This is a genomic window from Aestuariibaculum marinum (assembly GCF_014596975.1).
Taxonomy (GTDB): Bacteria; Bacteroidota; Bacteroidia; order Flavobacteriales; family Flavobacteriaceae; genus Aestuariibaculum; species Aestuariibaculum marinum.
In genome coordinates, this window is sequence record NZ_JACVXD010000012.1 from 57,961 (window position 1) to 80,711 (window position 22,751).

Here is a 22,751-nt window from a genome sequence, read left to right on the forward strand (position 1 = left end):
TATTCTTTTATTTCTGTAATTGTTTTAAAAATTCGTTCACCATTTTAAAGTCGTCAAAGTCGAAACGTTCTGCTTTTATTTCCTGATACGTTTCATGCCCTTTGCCTGCAATTAAAATAATATCGTTAGACTGTGCCATCTGACAAGCCGCTTTAATAGCCTGAGCCCGATCTACAATCGTTAAGGTCTTTTTAAAATTTTGAGGTTCCACGCCTTTTTCAATATCTTCCAATATCGCTTCTGGTTGTTCACTTCGTGGATTATCACTTGTAAAAATCACTTTGGTACTTAACGCCGAAGCAATATGCCCCATTTTAGGTCGCTTGGTTTTATCGCGATCGCCACCACAACCCACAACAGTAATCAACTCTTCATTTTTGGTTCGAATACTATTAATAGTTTCCAACACGTTTTTCAACGCATCAGGAGTATGAGCATAATCTACAATTGCTGTGATTTTATCGTTGGAAATCATATACTGAAAACGTCCGCTAACACTTTCCAGCTCACTGATTAATCGAAGCACCTCTACTTTTTCTAAGCCTAACAACTCTGCAGTCGCATAGATGGCTAATACGTTATACGCATTGAAGCTACCAATTAGACGTGTCCAAACCTCTGCTTCGTTAATTTTTAACAATAAACCTCCAAACTGATTCTCTAAAATCTGCGCTTTATAGTCAGCATACGTTTTTAGAGCATAGGTTTGTTTTCTGGCTTTTGTATTTTGCAACATCACTAAACCATTCTTATCATCAACATTTACTAAAGCAAAAGCTTCTTTTGGCAGGTTATCGAAAAATGATTTTTTCACATCGCGATATTCTGCAAAGGTGTTATGATAATCTAAATGATCATGTGATAAATTGGTAAACACACCGCCTTCAAAATGTAATCCGGTGGTTCTATGTTGATGAATACCGTGTGAGCTCACTTCCATAAAGCAGAACTCAACACCTTCGTCATTCATCATTTTCAAATACTTGTTAATCGTCAGTGAATCTGGCGTAGTATGTGTCGCTTTATATTCCTTTTCATCAACCATAATTTTCACAGTTGATAGTAACCCTACTTTATACCCAGCCTTCTTAAATAACTGATACAACAAACTGGTAACCGTGGTTTTTCCGTTAGTTCCGGTAACACCCACAAGCTTTAAATTTTCTGAAGGTACATCGTAATAATTCGATGCCATAATCGCTAAAGCCTTATGCGAATTATCAACCTCAACATAAGTTATTCCTTCAACTAAACTTTCAGGCATAACCTCGCAAACAATCGCTTTTGCGCCCTGTTTTATAGCTGCATCAATATACTTATGTCCATCTACCACACTTCCAGAAATCGCCACAAACACATCATCGCTTTTGATCTTTCTAGAATCAAAATCGATAGCCTCTATATTTACCGTAGTATTACCTACCACAGCATTAATAGTAACTTTATATAATATGTCTTTCAAAGCTATCATGAAGCTGTCAATATGATGGTTTGGTTATTTTTTAACTTTATATTTTTATTGATAGACTGACTTTTAACAATACCGCTACCTTGTAATTTTACTTTTACTTGCACCTGCATATTTTCTAATAAGGCTACTGCATCCATAGCCGGTAATCCCACGACATTTGGCATAATAGTTTTATAGGTCTGTGCTGTTTTATAAAAACCATTAAACTCTTTTTCTACAGAAGCATGCTTTACTTCTAAAGTCTCCACTTCGTCTATAATCGGTGTATCTGTATGTATTTTTTGAGCAATTCTTTTGAATACCGGCCCCGTTACATCGGCTCCATAATACCCTTTTTTAACACTTGGTTTATGAATGACCACAATACAGGAGTACTTTGGATTATCGGCTGGAAAATACCCCGCAAACGATGAAATGTATCGACGGTTTTCTTTCCAATCTTTCATCCAATATTCAGTTTGTGCTGTACCTGTTTTACCCGCCATAGAAAAATACGGCGAATATAAGGAACGTCCAGTTCCCCGCTCAACAATATGTTTTAAAATATCCTGAATTTCTTTTAAGGTTTTATCTGAACAGATTTTATCACCTTCATTATCTCCATCAAAAGATTCCACTACATGATCTAACTCTTTCACTTCCCTAATAAACTTCGGCTTTACTAACACCCCATTATTAGCAATCGCATTGTAAAACGTAAGTGTTTGAAGCGGAGTTAACTTTAGATTATAGCCATACGCCATAGACGGCAAAGCGTTTCTACTCCAAATTTTATCACCCGGTTTTGGAATCACAGGTTCACCCTCACCAATTATTGGCAAACCAAGCGGCTTATCTAATTCCCAATCTTGTAAATGACCCACAAACTTTTGCGGTTGTTTAGCATATCCATCATCTATAATAGTTGCCAACCCAATATTAGATGACACTTCTAATGTTCTTGCCGCAGAAATTTTTCCGTGACCATGAGTGTCTTTTATACCTTTTCCGTAAAACTGCTTATACCCAACTCCTGTATCAATCACCGTAGAGGTATCTACCACTTTATCTTCTAAAGCCGCCATTAACGCCATTACTTTAAAAGTAGACCCTGGTTCATGTGCTTCTCCAACCGCATAGTTTAAACGCTCATAATAATGTCCGTTTTCATTTCTACCCAAGTTTGAAATCGCACGAATCTCACCAGTTTTTGCTTCCATAACCACAACACAACCATGATCTGCCTCATATTCTTCTAACTGTTTCAATAACGCATGATGCGCGATATCCTGAATATTAACATCTATAGTCGTATATACGTCGTAACCATCTTTAGGCTCAATTTCGTTAGCGTCACTTAAAGGTTTCCATTGCCCCTTACCTATTTTTTGTTTTCTGCGTTGCCCATCGGTTCCTCTCAGGTATTTAACGCCAAAAGCGCCATCGATACCGGCGCGTGTTACATTTCCATCTTCATCAAATCGTTCATAACCTATAGAACGTTGAGCAATTGCCCCCATTGGATGTTCGCGCTTGGTAGTTTGCTCTACAATCAGGCCGCCTTTAAAAGCTCCTAACCTAAGCATTGGAAAACTTCTTAAACGGATATAATCGCCGTACCCAACATTTCTAGCTAACAAATAATACCGATTTCTATTGGCTCGCGCTTTACGCAATGCTTTTTGATAAGATCTTGACGAACGCCCCGAATAGGCCGCTAAAGAATCACATAAAGGAATAAGGTATTTTTCAAATGTACTACTAGTTGGTGTCAGTAAATCGATGCGCACATCGTACTTTGGCACCGATGTAGCGAGTAAGTTTCCATTAACCGAATACACATTACCGCGATTGGCAGGGATTTTCACATTCTTAACCACACGTGTATCTGCCAATGCACGATACTTTTCTCCTTGTAAAAATTGTATACTAAACAATTTAAACAGCACAGCAGCACCAAAGACGAACATACATCCTGATATAAAATACAAGCGGTTTAATATGTTTTTCTCGTTTACTGCCAAGTGTTGGTTAGTTTTGTGATTTAATTTTTATTTTTTTTGGTGGAATTACCGATGGTGCAATTCCTTTATCTTTCATTACATTAATTACTGCCGATTCCATTTTCAACTTCATCAATCTGGACCGACCATCTATAAACTCCGACCGCATTTCGTTAACTTCATTTTTCAATCGTGCAATTTCATACACTTTTTTATCAGCACTATGCGAGCTCGCAATCATTACTATAGCTAAAACCGAAACAAAAATTATGAACCTCCAGTTTTTAAAAGCATCATCACTAACTAAAAACGTTCCTTTTAATATGCGATAGATCTTCTGCTTCATTATATCTTTTTAGCTATTCTTAATTTCGCGCTTCTTGCTCTACTATTAATTTTTATTTCTTCTTTCGTTGGAACAATTAAACCTCCTACTTTTTTAAAAGGAACTTCAAAATTCCCAAACATATCGCGCTCTGGCTCGCCTTCAAACATTCCGTTTCTTATAAAACGCTTCACCAATCGATCTTCTAAAGAATGATAAGAAATCAAACTCAAGCGTCCTTTTTCATTTAAAATCTCCGGCGCCTGCAACAGCAATTCTTTTATTACCTCAATTTCCTGATTCACTTCAATTCGAATCGCTTGATAGATTTGTGCTAAAATTTTGTTTTCATGCTTTGGCGATAAAAACTTTTTCAAAGCACTTTTTAATTGTTCACTTGTTACAATCGGCTCTTCTTCTCGTTTTTCAACAATTAATCTTGCCATGGCTGGCGCAGCACGCAACTCCCCATATTGAGCTAGCACAGCTCTAAGCTGCTCTTCATCATATTCATTTACCACATGATAAGCTGACAATACACTATTTTGATTCATACGCATATCTAAATCAGCATCAAAACGTGTTGAAAATCCACGTTCAGCAACATCAAACTGATGTGACGACACACCAAAATCCCCTAAAATCCCATCAACCTTTTTTACACCATAAAACCTTAAAAAACGCTTTATATGCCTAAAATTCTCATTGATTAATGTAAATCTTGGGTCGTCAATTTTATTTTCAAGAGCATCTGTATCCTGATCGAAGGCAAACAATTTCCCCTTCTCACTTAGCCTACTTAATATTTCTCTGCTATGTCCGCCACCACCAAAAGTCACATCCACATAAATGCCATCCGGATTAATATTTAATCCGTCAACCGTTTCTTTTAGCAATACCGGGTTATGATATTCCATAATCTTCATCATCTTGTCCCATTACCTCTTCAGCTAAATCCGCAAAATCATCAGCTGCATCATCAATGGCTTGTTCATATAAATCTTTATCCCATATTTCAACAATGTTAATCGCCGAAGCCACAACAATTTCTTTTGAAATATTAGCAAATACCGTTAAGTCTTTTGGAATTAGTAAACGCCCATTAGCGTCTACTTCTACAATTTTCACTCCAGCCGTAAAACGACGAATAAAATCGTTATTTTTCTTTTTAAACCGATTTAGCTTATTCATCTTCTGCATGAGCCTTTGCCACTCTGCCATTGGATACAACTCTAAACACTTTTGAAACACCGAACGACGCAACACAAACCCATCTTCTAAAATAGAAGACAACTGCTTTTTCAACGGCGCAGGCATCATTAATCTACCTTTGGCGTCAACCTTACAATCGTATGTTCCTGTTAATAAGTCCAATGTGATTCACAAATATGTTAACGGTTTGTGTTTCAAATATATTGAAAATTTTACCACATTTTACCACATTTTACCACTTTGTTAATAAATTTTCGACTAAATAACACTAAAAATAGATTTCATACGGCCTAAAACCCAACAACCACTTATAATCAGCGCATTAGAACAAATCGTAACACAATCGCTTTTTTATTAACATCTTTCAACGAAACTATTATTTTTGAAAATCCTTAAAATCGTCGTAAGTATAGATGAAATAACTATATTTGTTTTTAAAGTAACGACAACTGATTAATGACGCATCGTTTAAAAAAAGAAAAGAACTACAGCTATATTGAAGCTGGCGAAGGTACGCCAATTATTGTTTTACACGGCTTAATGGGCGGATTAAGTAATTTTGATTCAGTAATAAAACATTTTAGCCAAACCGGCTACAAAGTTATTATCCCCGAATTACCTATATACACTAAGCCCCTACTAAAAACTAATGTAAAAAGTTTCGCGGGCTTTTTAAATGAATTTATCGAATTTAAAGGCTACGACGAAGTTATTCTCTTAGGGAATTCTCTTGGCGGACATATTGGCTTATACTACACTAAATTACACCCATCAAAAGTAAAAGCTTTAGTAATAACTGGAAGTTCCGGTTTATACGAAAGTGCCATGGGAAGCGGATATACAAAACGTAGTGATTACGAAGTTATTAAGAAAAAAGCACAGGACGTATTTTACGACCCAGAAGTTGCTACCAAAGAGATTGTAGACGAAGTTTACGCTACCGTAAACGACCGAAATAAACTGATTAAAACATTAGCTATTGCTAAAAGTGCGATACGTCACAATATGGCTAATGATTTACCTAAAATGCAAACACCAACCTGCATTATTTGGGGTAAAAACGACACAGTAACTCCGCCGGAAGTTGCAGTAGAATTTAATGAATTGTTACCCAATTCAGAATTATACTGGATAGATAAATGCGGGCATGCCGCTATGATGGAGCATCCGGAAGAATTTAATAAGATTCTTGAAGCCTGGCTAAACAACAAAAACTTATAGTCAACAAACTTAGATTTTAACACGATTCGTGTAAACTCATATAAATACCCCTCAATGCAAATAAAAACTGCAGAATTTGTTATGAGCAACTCTGATGTTGCGAAATGCCCTAAAAGCATGCTACCAGAATATGCTTTTATCGGGCGAAGTAATGTTGGAAAATCGTCGCTTATTAACATGTTAACCAATCGAAAAAGTTTAGCAAAAACATCGGGAAAACCAGGAAAAACACAGTTAATAAACCACTTTTTAATAAACAAAAACTGGTACCTTGTAGATTTGCCTGGTTACGGTTATGCTCGGGTTTCAAAAAGCACAAAAAAGGTCTTTCAAAAGTTTATTACCGCTTATTTTAGTCAGCGTGAACAGTTGGTTACTGCTTTTGTTTTAGTAGATATTCGTCACGAACCACAACCTATCGATTTAGACTTTATGCAGTGGCTAGGAGAAAATGGTATTCCGTTTTCTATTATATTCACCAAAGCCGATAAATTGAAACCTAAAGCTATAGAAAATCATGTTGAAGCTTACCGAAACATTCTTTTAGAAACATGGGAAGACATGCCAAACTACTTCGTAACTTCATCAAGTAAAGAGATTGGTAAAGATGATGTTTTAAATTATATTGATGAGCTTAATGAGAATATGCAGTTGAGTTCTAATTAATTTTTTACATCTAAAGCATCACGAAGCGCATTACCAATTAACATAAAAGCCATTACCAAACTCATAATACAAAGCCCTGGAATAAGGGCTAGATAGGGCTTCCCTAGTATAATATAATTATAATGGTCTTTAATCATGGCTCCCCAGCTAGCCATTGGCGGTTGAGCACCAATACCTAAAAAACTCAGTCCGCTTTCTATTAAAATCGCAGACGCAAAATTAGCTGCGGAAATTACTATAACGGGCGCCATGATATTGGGTAAAATATGTTTTACTATAATTCTAAAATCTCCAAACCCTAGCGCTCTTGCAGCTGTTACATATTGCTGTTCTTTAACACTTATTACCTGCCCTCGAACCACTCTGGCAACCTCAACCCACATAGTTAACCCTACTGCAATAAACACCTGCCAAAACCCTTTTCCTAAAGCCAGAGTAATCGCTATAACAAGCAACAACGTTGGAATAGACCAAGTTACATTAATAACCCACATGATAACAGCATCGGCTTTACCTCCAAAATAACCAGCTATACTCCCCATAAAAACACCTAAAATCAAGGATATAAATACCGCTACAAAACCTATAAAGAACGAAATTCTGGCTCCTACTAAAATACGACTTAATAAATCACGACCGTACTTATCAGTTCCAAACAAAAATGTTTTTTCTTTAACAAAATCATCAATAGATTGATTTGGAAAACGGCTTAAACTTATAGTCTTTTCAACACCTTTTAAACCATCGGAAGCGTATTCGGTGTAGATTAAATTTCCGTCATTAGTTTCATAGTCTGAAACAGGGATTTCGGTATCGGTTGATTTTGTTCCAAAGAATATTTTATCAAAAACATTTTGCTCTATTTTCAACTCCGAAGGTATGGTTAGCATGGTGATTTTAAAACCCGGCTTTTTGGAATGTATAGCCAAATGCATTTGATTGGCATGCTGAGAACTATCTGGAGCAAACACATAAGCAAACACCGAAATAATTCCAACAAAAACTACAAAACCAAAACTAAAAACGCCCCAAAAGTTCTTTTTAAACTTTTGGAGCGCTAAGTGTTTCAACGAGTTTGTTTTATAACTCATATATAACCGTTTATTTTTTCACTTCGGCATTTGTTGTAGCAATCTTTTTAAGGCGTTGAGATGCTTTCATATCTTCTAAAACGTTAAGCGCTTCTTCAACATAAACATCCTGACTTAAACTCTCGTGCCAACGTCTGCGCTTTTCTTTTAAATCGGTAGTATCTTTTTCAAAAAGCGATCTTTCATAAGATGTTGAGCTAAATGTAAGATTGGTTTTATAATCTGAAATAGCATCAAATTGTTTCGCTTCTTCTTCGTTTAAATCTAACTCTGCTTTATATTTTTTGAAGTTTAAAGACACTTCTGTTTCATCAATTTTACCTTTTACCCATTTCGCATTTTCTTCAATCAACTTCAACTGTTCATTATTTTTCATGCGCTCTTCACTGCTTTTTACAATAGCATCGTAATCAAAATAATTCCACGGTGTATAATCGGCTGAATCAATTTCATCCCAAGGTAACGGGTTTTCTTTATCCTTCTCTCCTACTTCAATAAAACTGAAACGACCAGGAACTTTAACATCACTTTTTACCCCTTCCAATTGCACCGAACCTCCGTTAATTCTGTAATACTTTTGAGTCGTTAACGCTAAAGCGCCCAAATCTCCACTTGTATTATTTCGTAACATGGTGTTCAAGTTAATCACATTCTGAACGGTTCCTTTTCCGTAGGTCTGTTTACCACCAATTATTATGGCACGTTTATAATCCTGCATGGCAGCCGCCATAATCTCAGAAGCTGAAGCTGATATTTCATTCACTAAAATCACTAACGGCCCGTCCCAAGAGATAGAACTATCGCGATCTTCCAAAACTTCTTTAGCCTTTCCGGTAGAACGCACCTGTACTACAGGTCCTTCTTTTATAAACAACCCAGCCATATCTACAACAGTAGGCAAAGACCCACCGCCGTTATTACGTAAATCTAATACCAGACCTTCAATACCCTCAGATTTTAAACGAGCAATCTCAGTTTTAACATCTTTAGCGGCATTAATATTTTTATAATCTTTAAAATCTACATAAAAAGCAGGTAAATCAATAATGCCAAAAGTCATTCCGTCCTTTTTAACTACCGATGATTTCGCATAAGTATCTACCAACTCAATAACATCTCTGGTAAGCGTGATATCTTTAATCGTACCATCAACCTTTTTAACAGTAAGTGTTACCTTAGTCCCTTTTGGGCCTTTAATATATTTAATGGCATCGTTAATACGCATACCCACAATATTCACTGGTTGGTCTTCGTCTTCTTGCTTAACTTTTATAATTAAATCTTCAACCTCTAATTCCTGACTTCTCCAGGCAGGTCCACCAGAGATTAATTTCACCACTTTAATATAATCATTACGCTTTTGAAGTTGTGCCCCGATACCTTCTAATTTACCAGACATACGCTGATCGAAATCCTCTTTATTGTTAGGTGCTAAGTAATAAGTATGCGGATCGAATTCTTCAACAATAGTATTTACATAAATCGCAAACCAGTCTTCACGTTGAAAATCATCTAGATTATCATTAAAATATATCTCGATAGATCGTAACGTTGACTCACGAGCTTCCTTCTCGATTTCCGCATCGGTTTTCATTACATAAGATGAATCTTTCTCTTTCTTTCTTACCTCATCTTCATAGATATCATCATAGTTTGAAAGCGCCGAAAACTTAAGTTGTCTTCTCCAACGGTCTTTCATCTCTGCTTTAGTTTTAACGTAACCTGTCTTCTCATAATCCGTATTAAAGGTTTCATCTCTATTGTAGTCGAACGGTTTTGATAATACTTCTTTATAAATCTCCTTTGACTCAGCAATACGCTTTACCAAACGCTCATGTACAATATTGAAGAACGTAATATCGGTTGCCTTTATCTGATCGTCAATTGTTAATTTATACTTTTCAAAATCTTCATAATCTGACTGATAAAAATAACGCTTCACCGGATCTAAAACATCTAAATAATCTTTAAACAATTCTTCCGAAAATGTATCATCAAACATTACCGGATCGTAATGTCCATTCTCTAAAACAAAAGTAATTACTTGAATTAGTAACTTATCTTTATCAGGGTTATCAAACTTTTTTGTAGTAAAACTGCAGGATGCAAACCCCAGAAGTAAGGCTAGCAACAGCACTTTATATTTCCTTCTCATAATATTTTTCATTCAGTTAATATTCAACGACACATTTAATGCCCGACATTTTTTTACTAAAATAAAGAAAAAAGTATGCCAAGCCCGGCATTTGCTACTAATTTTTTGTTAAACAGAATAAATAAAGTGTATCCTATGGAAATTATGTATTTTAGCGTTACAATTTTCAGAATGTAAATGACAGAAAGACCGCTTATACTTGTAACGAATGACGACGGCATAACAGCTCCGGGAATTCGAACCCTAATTTCAATTATGAACACCCTTGGAGATGTGGTAGTTGTAGCTCCAGACAGTCCGCAAAGTGGCATGGGACATGCCATTACTATTGACTCTACCCTATATGTTGAACAGCTTAAGGTTGATGATGGCCCACAAACGGAATACAGCTGCTCAGGGACTCCTGCCGACTGTGTAAAACTGGCAATTCGAGAAAAATTAAACCGTAAACCAGACTTATGTGTCTCAGGAATTAATCACGGCTCAAACTCATCTATCAATGTAATTTATTCAGGCACCATGAGTGCAGCGATAGAAGCCGGCATTGAAGGCATTCCTGCCATTGGGTTTTCATTACTGGATTATAAATGGAGTGCTGATTTTGAAGCAACTAAAAGCTTTGTAAAAACCATTACCGAAAATGTTTTACAACACGGTTTACCAAACGGCGTTGTGCTTAATGTGAATCTTCCTAACTTAGCTAAGGAGAACATTAAAGGTATTAAAGTTTGTAGACAAGCCAGAGCCAATTGGGTGGAAGAATTCGACAAGCGCAAAACACCATCAGGAAAAGATTATTATTGGCTTACCGGGCGTTTTGTAAACTTAGATGGCGGTGAAGACACCGACGAATGGGCTTTAGAGCATGGGTACGTTTCTGTGGTGCCGGTACAATTCGATTTAACTGCGCATCATTACATTCAAAATTTAAACTCCTGGAATTTAAATGATTAAAAAAGAGATTTTTATAGGTATTGCCGTTGGACTAATCGCTAACAGTCTTGGCCTAATTTTAATATCAAGCCTTTTAGGACAAGGTGAAGATTTTGTTAACGTAATAAAAGCAGCATATGCCGAAGGCTTTTTAGGCAAACTCATTAGCTTAGGGGCTGTTTTAAATTTAATTGCATTTTTTATCTTTATAAGAAAACGTCGGGATTACCGCGCACGTGGCGTACTAATCATTACTATTTTTATAGCCATATTGACTTTTATTTTTAAACTTTTTTAAATGAAGTATTACATTTTAGCAGGTGAAGCATCAGGCGATTTGCACGGCTCGAACTTAATGAAAGCATTATTTGAAGTCGATGCTCATGCTGAAATCAGATTCTGGGGTGGCGATCTTATGCAGGCGGTTGGCGGTACTTTAGTAAAACACTACAAAGAGCGTGCTTTCATGGGCTTCGCAGAAGTTATCATGAATCTGAATAAAATCTTCAAACTCATTGCATATTGTAAAGAAGATATTAAAGACTACAATCCGGATGTTCTCATTTTTATAGATAATTCTGGATTTAATCTGCGTATTGCCAAATGGGCAAAACAAGAAGGTATTAGAACGAACTATTACATTTCTCCGCAAGTTTGGGCATCACGTGCTAAACGTGTTTTTGATATTAAACGTGACATCGATGATATGTACGTTATTTTACCCTTTGTTGAAGACTTCTATAAAAAGTATGATTATAAAGTGAACTTTGTTGGGCATCCGCTTATTGATGCCATTGTAAATCGAGATCAGGTAAACGAGTCTAAATTTAGAGACACTTACAACTTAGACAAGAGACCTATTATAGCTTTATTACCAGGAAGTCGAAAACAGGAAATTAAAAACATGCTTTCGGTAATGTTGAAAATGGTCGATTCTTTTAAGGATTACCAATTTGTAATTGCCGGTGCGCCAAGTCAGGATTACAGTTTTTACGAATCATTTATAAAATCGAATAACGTAAAATTCATCTCGAATAAAACCTACGATTTACTAAGTATTTCAACTGCCGCATTGGTAACTTCTGGTACAGCTACTTTAGAAACAGCCTTATTTAAAGTCCCTCAAGTGGTTTGCTATAAAGCAAGTGCAATCTCTTATCATATTGCCAAACGCATAATAACTTTAAAGTTTATTTCGTTAGTTAATTTAATTATGGACAAAGAAGTCGTAACCGAATTAATTCAGAACGATTTCAATAAAAAAAGGTTAAAACAAGAATTAACGCGTATTTTAGATGAAACAGAACGTAAAAAAATGTTCGTCAACTATTACGAGTTAGAAAAAGCTCTTGGTGGAAAAGGTGCCAGCAAAAAAACAGCTCAATTAATCTACAATTCAATAAAAAACTAACATACTTTATGAGGAGTCTTTGTTTCCTACTTTTATTAACACTCAGTTTTACAAGTTGTAAATCATCTAAAAAAGCCAAACAAAAAGACTCTCAAGTTGTCATTAACGCCAAGCGTGCATTAAAAAACTATGACAACAACACTGCTATTGTAGAAGACATTGAAGTTTCAAAAGCTCCTATTTCTGAAACCAAACCAGCTATAACTAAAGCTGACGCCATTACCAGTTATGCCTTACAATTTGAAGGCGTAAGGTACAAATGGGGAGGCACGACTTCAAATGGCATGGATTGTTCTGGTTTAGTCTTTGAATCCTTTAGGGCTAATGATATTATTTTACCTCGTATTTCGCGAGATATGGCTAAACAAGGTGATAAAATTCCTTTGAGAAAAGTTCAGGAAGGCGATTTATTGTTCTTTAAAACCGCCAATCGCAGAAACAACATTAATCATGTAGGTTTAATTATTACAACTGAGAATGACATTCAGTTTATTCATGCTACAACACGTGGCGGGGTTATTGTTTCCAAACTATCTGAAGCCTACTGGAACAATGCATTTGTAGAGGCGCGCAGAATATTATAAGATATTTCTTATATTTATTGAGTATGAAAATACTCAATTTCACCATAATTAAGCTTACACTATGCCTGATAACCGGTATCACTATTGGTTACAGTTATAACTTCTCTGTTAACTTAAGCCTGTATTTGATAATAGTTTTGCTCAGTTTACTGACTGTTAGTTATGGTTTTTCAAAAAAGCAAATCGTAAAAACTATATGGTTCGGGTTATTTAGTTACCTATCGATGATTAGTATTGGTATTCTAGCTGTTGTTCTTCACAACCCCTGTAATTTCAACAACCATTACACAAAAAAACTTCAACTTGATTCTACCTCAACAATCACTTTTAGAGTTCAGGAGGTTTTAAAATCCAACACGTATTACGACAAGTATATTGTTAACCTACTGAAATTAGACAGTAATCAGGTTTCCGGAAAAACACTTATTAATATCCGAAAAGACAGCATTGACAAAAAACTGAATATCGATGACGTCTACATAACAAAAACAGAATTACAAACGATTCCTTCGCCCTTAAATCCCGGACAATTTAATTATAAAGCCTATTTAAAACGGAAATACATTTATCATCAAATAACCTTATCGGACACCGAACTTCTAAAAGTAAAATCCAAAAAGAAAACCGTTTTAGGTTACGCTGATACCGTTAGAAATTATATCAACACCAAACTAGGAGCCTATCATTTTAAACCGGACGAACTCGCTATTATAAATGCATTATTTCTTGGTCAGCGACAAGACATAAGCAACGAAATTTATACTAATTATGCCAATGCAGGAGTCATACATATTCTGGCTGTTTCGGGATTACATATTGGTATTATCCTCATGATTTTAAACATCATCTTTAAACCCATTGGACATTTAAAACACGGGAAGATATACAAAACCGCGCTACTACTTATTATTTTATGGAATTTTGCCATAATAGCAGGATTATCCGCTTCAGTGACTCGGGCTGTTACCATGTTTAGCGTTCTGGCGATTGCTGTAAATTTAAAACGCCCAACCAACATTTATAATACCCTTGCTTTAAGTATATTTATTTTGTTATTGTTTAAGCCCATGTTTCTTTTCGATGTTGGGTTTCAATTAAGCTATTTGGCCGTTCTTGCTATAGTTACTATCGATCCGCTACTTTACAAACTTTGGACGCCAAAAAACAAAATCCTTAATTTTTACTGGCATACGTTTACGGTCACCATAGCTGCTCAACTCGGTGTTATTCCAATAAGTTTGTATTATTTTCATCAGTTTCCAGGACTATTTTTTATTTCAAATTTAGTCATCATACCCTTTCTTGGTTTTATTCTAGGTTTCGGCATTCTTATTATAATTCTGGCTTCTTTAGGTTTTCTAACCAGCTTTTTAGCAACGAGTTTCGCTTATAGCATTTCGTTAATCAACAAATTCATTGAATGGATTGCTAAACAAGAGACATTCATTTTTAAAGATCTTCCCTTTAACCTTTGGCAAGTATTAGCAAGCTACACACTGATAATAACTCTAGTTTTTCTTTTAAAAAAAAGAACACTCAATTCTTTTAAACTGGTTTTATCCGGAATCATCGCACTACAAATAGCATATATTTATACTAGTTACCACAAACCTAATCGGGAATTTATCATTTTTCATAACAGCAGACATAGTTTACTAGCGAACACCTATAACCATAAAACAACTTTTAGTACAGATGTAGACAGCATCCCGCTATTTCAAAATAGTATTGCTGATTACAAAGTCTCAAAACAAATTAATACCTCAAAAAGAGACTCCATTGCATCTATATACCTTTTAGATAAGAAAAAGTTACTAGTAGTTGATAGCTTAGGGGTATACAATATAAAATTATTTGAGCCGGATTTTTTACTACTCAGGCAATCGCCCAAAATCAATTTAAATAGGCTTATAGATTCTATAAAACCCAAAACCATTATTGCCGATGGCAGCAACTATAAATCGTACGTGCAACATTGGAAAACTATTGCTTTAAAAAGAAAACTCCCCTTTCACTACACTGGCGAAAAGGGAGCTTTTATAATTCGTTACTAAAATAGACTAACTTTTAAATTCCGGTTTAAAAGCCTTATAATAGTCGTTAAACTTTTCCTGAGAATCCATGTCTTTATGATCATCATTTTTGAAGAGCTTCAAATACAACTCTAACTGATTCGGTTGCTGATACCCACGTATAGGCGCAATTAAATCGCCTTTTTCATCCATAAAAATTATTGTTGGATAGGCACTCACCTGAAAGTATCTTGTTAATTCGTGAGCCGAGTTACGACGATTAGCCAATTCTGGTTTGTATCCCGGGTTTGAATACGTCTTCCCTTTGTAACTCACCTCATCGTTTCCTTCAGCATTAAACTTAACGGCGTAATAGTTTTTATTTACATAATCGGCGACATCGGCATTATGAAAGGTATTTTTATCCAACATTTTGCAGGGTCCACACCAACTGGTATACACATCCATCATAATCTTTTTTGGAGTTTTCTTTTGAAGCTCTAAAGCCTCTTCTAAACTCACCCATTTTATCTCTTGTGCTAAACCTCTAACTGAAGTTAAAGTAGCCAACAATAATATAAATCCTATTTTTTTCATAACCATTTAGTATCAAAGCCTATGCCTAACTTACAAAAAAAGCTCCGAAAACGGAGCTTTTTCAATGCATTTAACCTTTATATTCGATTAACGCACCCCGTGCATTAATTTCTTCAATAATGGATTTAATACCAAAATTAACAACCCGGCTACAACAGGCACAATCGTAAATATCAAGAAGAATGTAGATAAACTATACTCTTTAGTAATGTTTTCAATTTGCCCACCCACTACAGCTGCTAATTTGTTTCCAATGGCAATGGCCAAATACCACATACCAAACATTAAAGCAATCATTCGTGCTGGCACTAACTTACTAACATATGATAATCCAACAGGTGATAAACATAGTTCACCCAGCGTATGGAATAAATATGCTAAAATTAACCAAACCATACTTACTTTTACGCCAGCTTCTATTCCGTATGCTCCAAATGCTAACAATCCAAAACCAATAGCCATAATAATTAAACCTAAAGCATATTTAGCGGCAGCTGAAGGATTGTATTTACTTTCCCACCATTTAGAGAAGAACGACGCAAATACGATGATAAAGAATGAATTTAAAATACTAAACCAAGACACTGTAATTTCCGAGACATCAGATGTAAACTCTCTTACCAACATCCAACCTACAATGGCCCACATGAATAAGAAACATATAACCAATACAATATTTGAGTATGGTATTTTAGAATAGGTTTTCTTCCATAAGTCGTATAACACATAAGTGATAATGCACAAAGGAACTATCGTTAATATAGCATTAAAGATATTAAATGTCATTGCAGAATTACCCGTTAATACACGATCTACATTATCTCTAGCAAATAACACTAATGAAGACGCACCTTGCTCGAACGACAACCAAAAGAATACGGTAAAGAATGCGAAAATAATAAATGCAATCATACGATCTCTAACAATGGCTGAATATCTAAAAATACGTCCGATTACTAAAACCAAGAATAATACTAAGGCAATTAAAACCGCCACATACTGACCTTCCAGCGCTCCTACTTTAAACGCCGAAAACATATCGATTCCAGCAATTTTAGACATTGGATCGTTAATCGCATACCCTAAACCTACAATAGAACAGATAATAATTAACACTTTATCAACTAAAGTAAATGGATTTGGTTTCTCTTCTACCTCATCTTCATCAACTTTAGCTAAGTGATCGTCACCATCAACAGTATCTTCTATCTCATGTGTTTTAGTTGGTTTCTTTCCAATGTTTCCAAATAGGTTTCCTGAAAATGCAAACTGAAGGGTTCCTAATAACATAAAGATTCCTGCTAGACCAAATCCGTAAGACCATCCTATTTTTTCAGCTAAATAACCACAAAGCATCATTCCGAAGAATGCTCCTGCATTTACCCCCATATAGAAAATGGTGTAAGCACCATCTTTCTTTTCTGGGTTTTTCTTATACATTTCAGAAATGATAGATGTGATATTTGGTTTAAAAAACCCAGTACCGACTACCAATAACCCTAAACCAAAGTATAAAGAAAATTCAGTCTCTACCGCCATTGAAGCATGTCCTAAGGTCATGATTATAGCACCTATAATTACCGCCCAACGGTAACCTGTTAATTTATCGGCTACTATTCCACCCACAATAGGTGTAATATATAATAACATGGCATAAGTACCGAATAAAGCCCCTGCATTTTCGGCAGACCAACCCCACCCCGGATTATCGCCAATAATAGAAAATGTTAAAAAGTTAACCAGTAACACACGCATTCCGTAAAAGGAAAAACGCTCCCACATCTCCGTGAAAAATAATACGAACAACCCTGCCGGATGCCCTAAAACTTTGTCTTTAAAAAGATTTTCAATATCTGTCGTCATATATAATTAATGGTTGAATTATTTATATTATAAAATGAAGCTTTTACTCTTCGTGCATATCACGTTCGTTATCTTCAGCTCCATGAGTTAAGGCTTCTAATTTATTTCTAAACAACATTACGAGTGCTCCAAAAATCACACAGAAAACCGCAATGCCTGTAAAAATAGTAAACTCACCTAAGCTTTCAGAAGCTTCACCCAACACACCTGCTACTTTATTACCCAAACCCGTCATAGCGAAATAAATACCCATCATTAACGATGCATATTTTACAGGTGCTAATTTTGTTATATATGATAATGCTACTGGTGATATACAAAGTTCCCCAACGGTGTGGAATAAATATGCTAATACCAACCAATACATGGCTGAAGATCCAGCACTCTGATATTGTGCCGCAGCAGCAGTCATAAAGAAAAAGCCTGTTCCCATAATGATTAAACCAATGATCATTTTAAACAAAGACGTAGCTACTTTACCCTGCAATTTTCGTTTAGCCCAATACCCAGCAACGGTAGTTCCTAAGAAAATGATAAACATCGCATTTAATGACTGGAACCAAGATGCTGGCACTTCCCATCCAAATAAGTTCCTGTTGGTATTATCCATTGCATAGATATTCATTAATCCTCCTGCTTGCTCAAAAGCACCCCAGAATACAATTACCAATAAGAAAGATATAAACAATACCACCACTCTATCTTTTTCAACTTTAGTAAGCGGTTGATTCATTAATTCTTTATCTGCTGAACCTTCAGAACCTCCTAAAAAGTTTCCAACATGTTTTAAATATTTTTGACCTGCAACATATTGAATAAGCCCTAAAGCCATTCCTATACCCGCTAAACCAAATCCATAATGCCATCCATAAACTTCACCTACATAACCTACAATTAAACTGGCTAAAAATGCACCTACGTTTATTCCGATATAAAAAATAGTAAATCCTTTATCACGTCTTACATCACCTTGTTTGTAAAGACCTCCAACCATTGTTGATATATTTGGTTTTAACATCCCTACACCGGCAATAATTAATCCTAAACCTGTGTAAAAGGCCCACATCTGCTCGATAGCCAAAATACTATGACCTGCTACTAATAAAATTCCTCCATACAACACGGCTTTCTTTTGCCCTAATATCTTATCAGCAATCCAACCACCAGGAATAGACGCTACATAAACCAACATAGTATACCAGCCATATAAAGCTAAAGCCTCTCCATTAGACCAGCCTAAACCAGCATTAGCTCCTTGAGTTTCGGCTACTAAATACAATACCAAAATGGCACGCATTCCGTAATAAGAAAAACGTTCCCACATTTCTGTAAAAAACAGAACATACAGCCCTATTGGATGTCCAAATAATTCTTTGTGTTTAGTTGTAGTAATTGTGTCTGACATAAATTTTGTGTTAGTTATTTATACAAACTAAGCTGTACGAATACAGCTTAGTTGATTTTATTATAATTTATCTCCTAAATTTTCGTTCAGGAAGTTAGTCATTTTTTTATAAAGATGTAGCCTGGTATTTCCTCCATAAATGCCATGATTTTTATCCGGGTAAATCGCCCAGTCGAATTGCTTATCGGCTTGTACTAAACTCTCTACTAATCGCATCGTATTTTGTACATGTACATTATCATCAGCAGAACCATGAACTAAAAGAAAATCGCCTTGTAATTTATTTACATGGTTAATTGGTGAGTTGTCGTCGTAACCACTTGCATTGTCTTGTGGCAATCCGTTATAACGCTCGGTGTAAACGGTATCGTAGAAACGCCAGCTTGTTACAGGAGCTACAGCTATCGCCATTTTAAAGACATCATTCCCTTTAAACAAACAATTACTACTCATAAAACCACCAAAGCTCCATCCCCAGATTCCAATACGTGTTGCATCAACATATGGCAAGGCTGCTAATTGCTTAGCTGCAGAAATCTGATCTTCGACTTCGTATTTTCCTAATTGCTCGTAAGTCACTTTTTTAAAAGCCGCCCCTTTATAACCTGTTCCACGACCATCAACACAAGCAATAATATAACCTTTCTGTGCTAAATGCTGATACCAGTAATCGTTATAAGAACTCCATGTATTAGCTACTTGCTGTGAACCTGGTCCTGAATACTGGAACATTAATACCGGATATTCTTTACTAGCATCAAAGTTAGCAGGTTTAATCATCCACATGTTTAAATCGTTCCCGTTTACATTAATGGTGCTAAATTCTTTTGCGGAAATGGTATAATCTGATAATTGCTGAACTAGTGCCTTATTATCCTTAATATTTTTAATAACATCTCCAGTCGACGCTTTGTTTAAAGTATATACCGGAGGTGTTGTTGTATTTGAAAACGTGTTAATGAAGTATGAGAAATCTGCACTAAAATCGGCATTATTTGTACCTACAGCTTGTGATAAACGTTTTTTGCTTCGCCCATTTAATTTCACAGAATACACATCGCGATTAATTGAACCATTTTCTACCGACTGATAGAAAATTCTATCGCTCTTTTCATCGTAACCATAATATGCTGTCACTTCCCAGTTTCCGGTTGTTACCTGATTGATTAATTCTCCTTTTTTAGAATAGTGATAAATATGATTGTACCCATCTTTCTCACTCGTCCAAATAAAACTGTTGTCTTTTAAGAAGGTTAAGTTATCCGTAACATCAACATAGGCTTTATCGGTTTCTGCTAACACTAAAGAAGATGTGTTTTTATCAGCATCAATCAACCATAAATCCAATGCATTTTGTTTTCTGTTTAAATAATGTGCACTTAATACATTAGCATCGTTGGTCCACTTGATTCTTGGAATATAAAAATCGTTATATTCTTTATTTACCTTAACAGCTTCAATGGCTTTTGTATCTAAATCATATAAATGAAGCGATACTAAAGAATTAGCCTCTCCTGCTTTTGGATATTTAAACACCTGTTGTGTTGGGTATAAACTTTCTCCATAAACATCCATTGAGAATTCTGGCACATTGGTTTCATCAAAACGGATAAAGGCAATTTTAGTTCCATCGGCATTCCATTCAAAGGCACGAACAAAAGCAAATTCTTCTTCGTAAACCCAGTCGGTTATACCGTTTATAATTTTATTCTTTACACCATCGGTAGTGACTTGAGTAGTTGCGCCTGATGTTAAATCTTTCACATAAATGTTATTATTGAAAACATAAGCTACTTTCGACCCGTCTGGAGAAAACGTTGGTTCCTGAATACGCTCGTCTGAAACCGAAACCACCGATTGATCTTTTACATTATACACAAAGTAATTTCCTAAAACCGAATGACGATAAATAGACTCCTCATTAGTTGCTAAAAGCACTTTCGTCTCGTCTTCACTGAACGTATAATTTGTAAAATAGTTTAATTCTGAAATGTTTCTCGAATCAACTAAGGTTGTTACTTTTTCTAATGTTTTGTAATCGTATATATCTATTGAAGTCGAACGTGTACTTCTATCGAAGTTAAACACTGAATATTGCTGGCCATTTGCCATAGAATGAAGTACATCCATACGTTCTGTTCTAAACGTACCATTCCATATTTCTTCAAGGGTAATTTGCTTATTTTGAGCGGTTAAACTTGCTACGAATAGTACGCAAACGCAAAACGATAATTGTAGGTATTTCATTAAAAAAAATATTTATTTCGTAAAGAGAGCCCAATTTTACTAAAAATAATACAAAGCACCCTTTTTATTAACACTTTAATAACGTCTTTAAATAAAAAACTCGAGTTTCAATATTGCATTTAAGTATGCTATCTTTGCGAAACAAACCTCTTCAAAGGAAATTTGAAGTATTAAAAAAATAACAACCAGAAATTCGGGGTTCGCCACGAAGCATTCCAATCTCGATTATCGAGTAAACGAACATCTTATGAGTAAATCTATTGCCGGTTTTTCAAAACTATCGAAATCAAAGAAAATTGATTGGATGGTAGAAACCTATTTTTCTAATGCCGAACAAGCCAAAACGGTATTAAAGCAGTACTGGAATACAAATGAAAAATTACAAACCCTACACGACGAGTTTATTGAAAACACCATTACCAATTACTATTTACCCCTTGGTGTGGCGCCTAACTTTTTAATAAACGACACCCTGTACACCATCCCAATGGCTATCGAAGAAAGTTCGGTAGTTGCGGCAGCTAGTAAAGCTGCTAAATTCTGGTTAGATCGCGGCGGATTTAAAACAACCGTAATTTCTACAACCAAAATCGGTCAGGTGCATTTTATGTATCACGGCGATAAAGACATTTTAAAAAACTATTTTAACCATATAAAATCGCAACTTATTGAAGACGCCAAACCAATCACCAAAAATATGGAGAAACGTGGTGGCGGTATTTTAGATATTGAGCTACGCGATAAAACCAACGAGATAGATGACTACTATCAACTTCACGCATCTTTTGAAACACTGGATGCCATGGGAGCTAACTTCATCAACTCTTGCTTAGAGCAGTTTGCTAAAACTTTTAAAACTGAAGCTTTAACATTCGATGGATTTAATGACGAAGAAAAACAAATTCAAATCGTCATGAGTATTCTATCGAATTATGTCCCGGAATGTTTGGTTCGTGCGGAAGTGAGTTGTAAAGTTGAAGACTTAACCGAAAATGAAAATATTTCGGCTGAAGAGTTTGCGACTAAATTTGTTCAGGCCGTTAACATTGCTGAAATTGAACCTTACCGTGCCGTAACCCATAACAAGGGCATTATGAACGGTATTGATGCGGTAGTTCTGGCCACCGGAAACGATTTTAGAGCCATTGAGGCCTGCGCTCATGCATACGCCTCGAGAAATGGTAGATACAGTAGTTTATCGCACGCTAAAGTTGAAAATGGCATGTTTACCTTCTGGATTGAAATGCCACTAGCATTAGGAACTGTTGGCGGATTAACAGGATTACATCCGTTAGTAAAATTATCCTTGGAGTTACTACATTACCCTAACGCTAAAGAGCTCATGCAAATCGTTGCCGTTGCCGGATTAGCACAAAACTTTGCAGCTCTGCGCTCGCTAACAACAACAGGGATTCAACAAGGGCATATGAAAATGCATTTGATGAATATTTTAAATCAGTTTGAAGCCACTAATGATGAAAAACTGATTTTAACCGAGCAATTTAAAAATCAAACCGTTTCACATAGCGCAGTAGTGGAAGCCATTGAAACCTTACGTTCTAAAAGCAACTAAACC

The 22,751-nt window shown here is 35.7% G+C and carries 19 protein-coding genes; 8 read left to right on the plus strand and 11 right to left on the minus strand.

From position 1 onward, the window contains the following. Positions 1–7: 7 nt before the first annotated feature. The 5 genes from ICJ85_RS14830 to mraZ all read right to left on the minus strand — a co-directional run bounded on the left by ICJ85_RS14830 (position 8) and on the right by mraZ (position 5,152). Positions 8–1,471: a UDP-N-acetylmuramoyl-L-alanyl-D-glutamate--2,6-diaminopimelate ligase gene (locus ICJ85_RS14830; protein WP_188224582.1), complete on the minus strand. Its 1,464-nt coding sequence runs from the start codon at positions 1,469–1,471 to the stop codon at positions 8–10. Continuing rightward, entirely contained in the window at positions 1,468–3,420 is a 1,953-nt protein-coding gene (locus tag ICJ85_RS14835) for a penicillin-binding protein (protein ID WP_188224619.1), read from the minus strand. Before ICJ85_RS14835 ends, ICJ85_RS14830 begins: the two co-directional genes overlap by 4 nt. Positions 3,421–3,481: 61 nt before the next feature. Then, the gene (locus tag ICJ85_RS14840; RefSeq protein WP_188224583.1) at positions 3,482–3,799 is read right to left on the minus strand and encodes an FtsL-like putative cell division protein; all 318 of its coding nucleotides are present in this window, start codon (positions 3,797–3,799) and stop codon (positions 3,482–3,484) included. Continuing rightward, positions 3,799–4,695 carry a 16S rRNA (cytosine(1402)-N(4))-methyltransferase RsmH gene (rsmH, locus tag ICJ85_RS14845; protein WP_188224584.1) on the minus strand — a complete coding sequence of 299 codons (897 nt, stop codon included), beginning with the start codon at positions 4,693–4,695 and terminating at the stop codon, positions 3,799–3,801. The genes ICJ85_RS14840 and rsmH overlap by 1 nt, the downstream gene beginning before the upstream one ends. Beyond that, positions 4,682–5,152 (minus strand): division/cell wall cluster transcriptional repressor MraZ, encoded by a 471-nt coding sequence (gene mraZ, locus ICJ85_RS14850; RefSeq protein WP_188224585.1) that lies wholly within the window; start codon positions 5,150–5,152, stop codon positions 4,682–4,684. The genes rsmH and mraZ overlap by 14 nt, the downstream gene beginning before the upstream one ends. 294 nt (positions 5,153–5,446) lie before the next feature. On the opposite strand from mraZ, the gene ICJ85_RS14855 reads away from it, so the two are divergent. Next, positions 5,447–6,211 carry an alpha/beta fold hydrolase gene (locus ICJ85_RS14855; RefSeq protein ID WP_188224586.1) on the plus strand — a complete coding sequence of 255 codons (765 nt, stop codon included), beginning with the start codon at positions 5,447–5,449 and terminating at the stop codon, positions 6,209–6,211. Between the two features lie 54 nt (positions 6,212–6,265). After that, a complete protein-coding gene (gene yihA / locus ICJ85_RS14860) occupies positions 6,266–6,877 on the plus strand; it encodes a ribosome biogenesis GTP-binding protein YihA/YsxC (RefSeq protein ID WP_188224587.1) in 612 nt (203 codons plus the stop codon). On the opposite strand, the gene ICJ85_RS14865 is transcribed toward yihA, so the two are convergent. Together ICJ85_RS14865 and ICJ85_RS14870 are read right to left on the minus strand one after the other, a co-directional pair. After that, positions 6,874–7,968 (minus strand): ABC transporter permease, encoded by a 1,095-nt coding sequence (locus ICJ85_RS14865; RefSeq protein ID WP_188224588.1) that lies wholly within the window; start codon positions 7,966–7,968, stop codon positions 6,874–6,876. The genes yihA and ICJ85_RS14865 overlap by 4 nt on opposite strands. A 10-nt stretch (positions 7,969–7,978) precedes the next feature. Continuing rightward, positions 7,979–10,123 carry a carboxy terminal-processing peptidase gene (locus tag ICJ85_RS14870; RefSeq protein WP_188224589.1) on the minus strand — a complete coding sequence of 715 codons (2,145 nt, stop codon included), beginning with the start codon at positions 10,121–10,123 and terminating at the stop codon, positions 7,979–7,981. Positions 10,124–10,300: 177 nt separating this feature from the next. On the opposite strand from ICJ85_RS14870, the gene surE reads away from it, so the two are divergent. The 5 genes from surE to ICJ85_RS14895 are packed head-to-tail and all read left to right on the plus strand — an operon-like array spanning position 10,301 to position 15,105. Then, complete coding sequence (surE, locus tag ICJ85_RS14875) at positions 10,301–11,077, plus strand: 5'/3'-nucleotidase SurE (protein WP_188224590.1); 777 nt, start codon at positions 10,301–10,303, stop codon at positions 11,075–11,077. After that, positions 11,070–11,354, plus strand: a complete 285-nt coding sequence (locus ICJ85_RS14880) for a hypothetical protein (protein ID WP_188224591.1) — start codon at positions 11,070–11,072, stop codon at positions 11,352–11,354. The genes surE and ICJ85_RS14880 overlap by 8 nt, the downstream gene beginning before the upstream one ends. After that, positions 11,355–12,467: a lipid-A-disaccharide synthase gene (gene lpxB, locus ICJ85_RS14885; RefSeq protein ID WP_188224592.1), complete on the plus strand. Its 1,113-nt coding sequence runs from the start codon at positions 11,355–11,357 to the stop codon at positions 12,465–12,467. A gap of 8 nt (positions 12,468–12,475) precedes the next feature. Further along, complete coding sequence (locus ICJ85_RS14890; RefSeq protein WP_188224593.1) at positions 12,476–13,051, plus strand: C40 family peptidase; 576 nt, start codon at positions 12,476–12,478, stop codon at positions 13,049–13,051. A gap of 23 nt (positions 13,052–13,074) precedes the next feature. Next, entirely contained in the window at positions 13,075–15,105 is a 2,031-nt protein-coding gene (locus tag ICJ85_RS14895) for a ComEC/Rec2 family competence protein (protein WP_188224594.1), read from the plus strand. Positions 15,106–15,111: 6 nt separating this feature from the next. Here ICJ85_RS14895 and ICJ85_RS14900 read toward each other — a convergent pair whose 3' ends face one another. From ICJ85_RS14900 to ICJ85_RS14915, 4 genes are all read right to left on the minus strand, one after another. After that, a complete protein-coding gene (locus ICJ85_RS14900) occupies positions 15,112–15,660 on the minus strand; it encodes a thioredoxin family protein (protein WP_188224595.1) in 549 nt (182 codons plus the stop codon). 87 nt (positions 15,661–15,747) lie between these two features. Next, positions 15,748–17,523, minus strand: coding sequence for a peptide MFS transporter (locus tag ICJ85_RS14905; protein WP_188224596.1), 1,776 nt, complete (start codon positions 17,521–17,523; stop codon positions 15,748–15,750). A 43-nt stretch (positions 17,524–17,566) separates the two neighbouring features. Next, on the minus strand, positions 17,567–18,928 hold the full coding sequence (locus ICJ85_RS14910; RefSeq protein ID WP_188224597.1) for a peptide MFS transporter: 1,362 nt from the start codon (positions 18,926–18,928) through the stop codon (positions 17,567–17,569). Between the two features lie 60 nt (positions 18,929–18,988). Continuing rightward, a complete protein-coding gene (locus tag ICJ85_RS14915; protein WP_188224598.1) occupies positions 18,989–21,175 on the minus strand; it encodes a S9 family peptidase in 2,187 nt (728 codons plus the stop codon). Between the two features lie 247 nt (positions 21,176–21,422). On the opposite strand from ICJ85_RS14915, the gene ICJ85_RS14920 reads away from it, so the two are divergent. After that, positions 21,423–22,748, plus strand: coding sequence for a hydroxymethylglutaryl-CoA reductase, degradative (locus ICJ85_RS14920; protein WP_188224599.1), 1,326 nt, complete (start codon positions 21,423–21,425; stop codon positions 22,746–22,748). Positions 22,749–22,751: the final 3 nt, after the last annotated feature.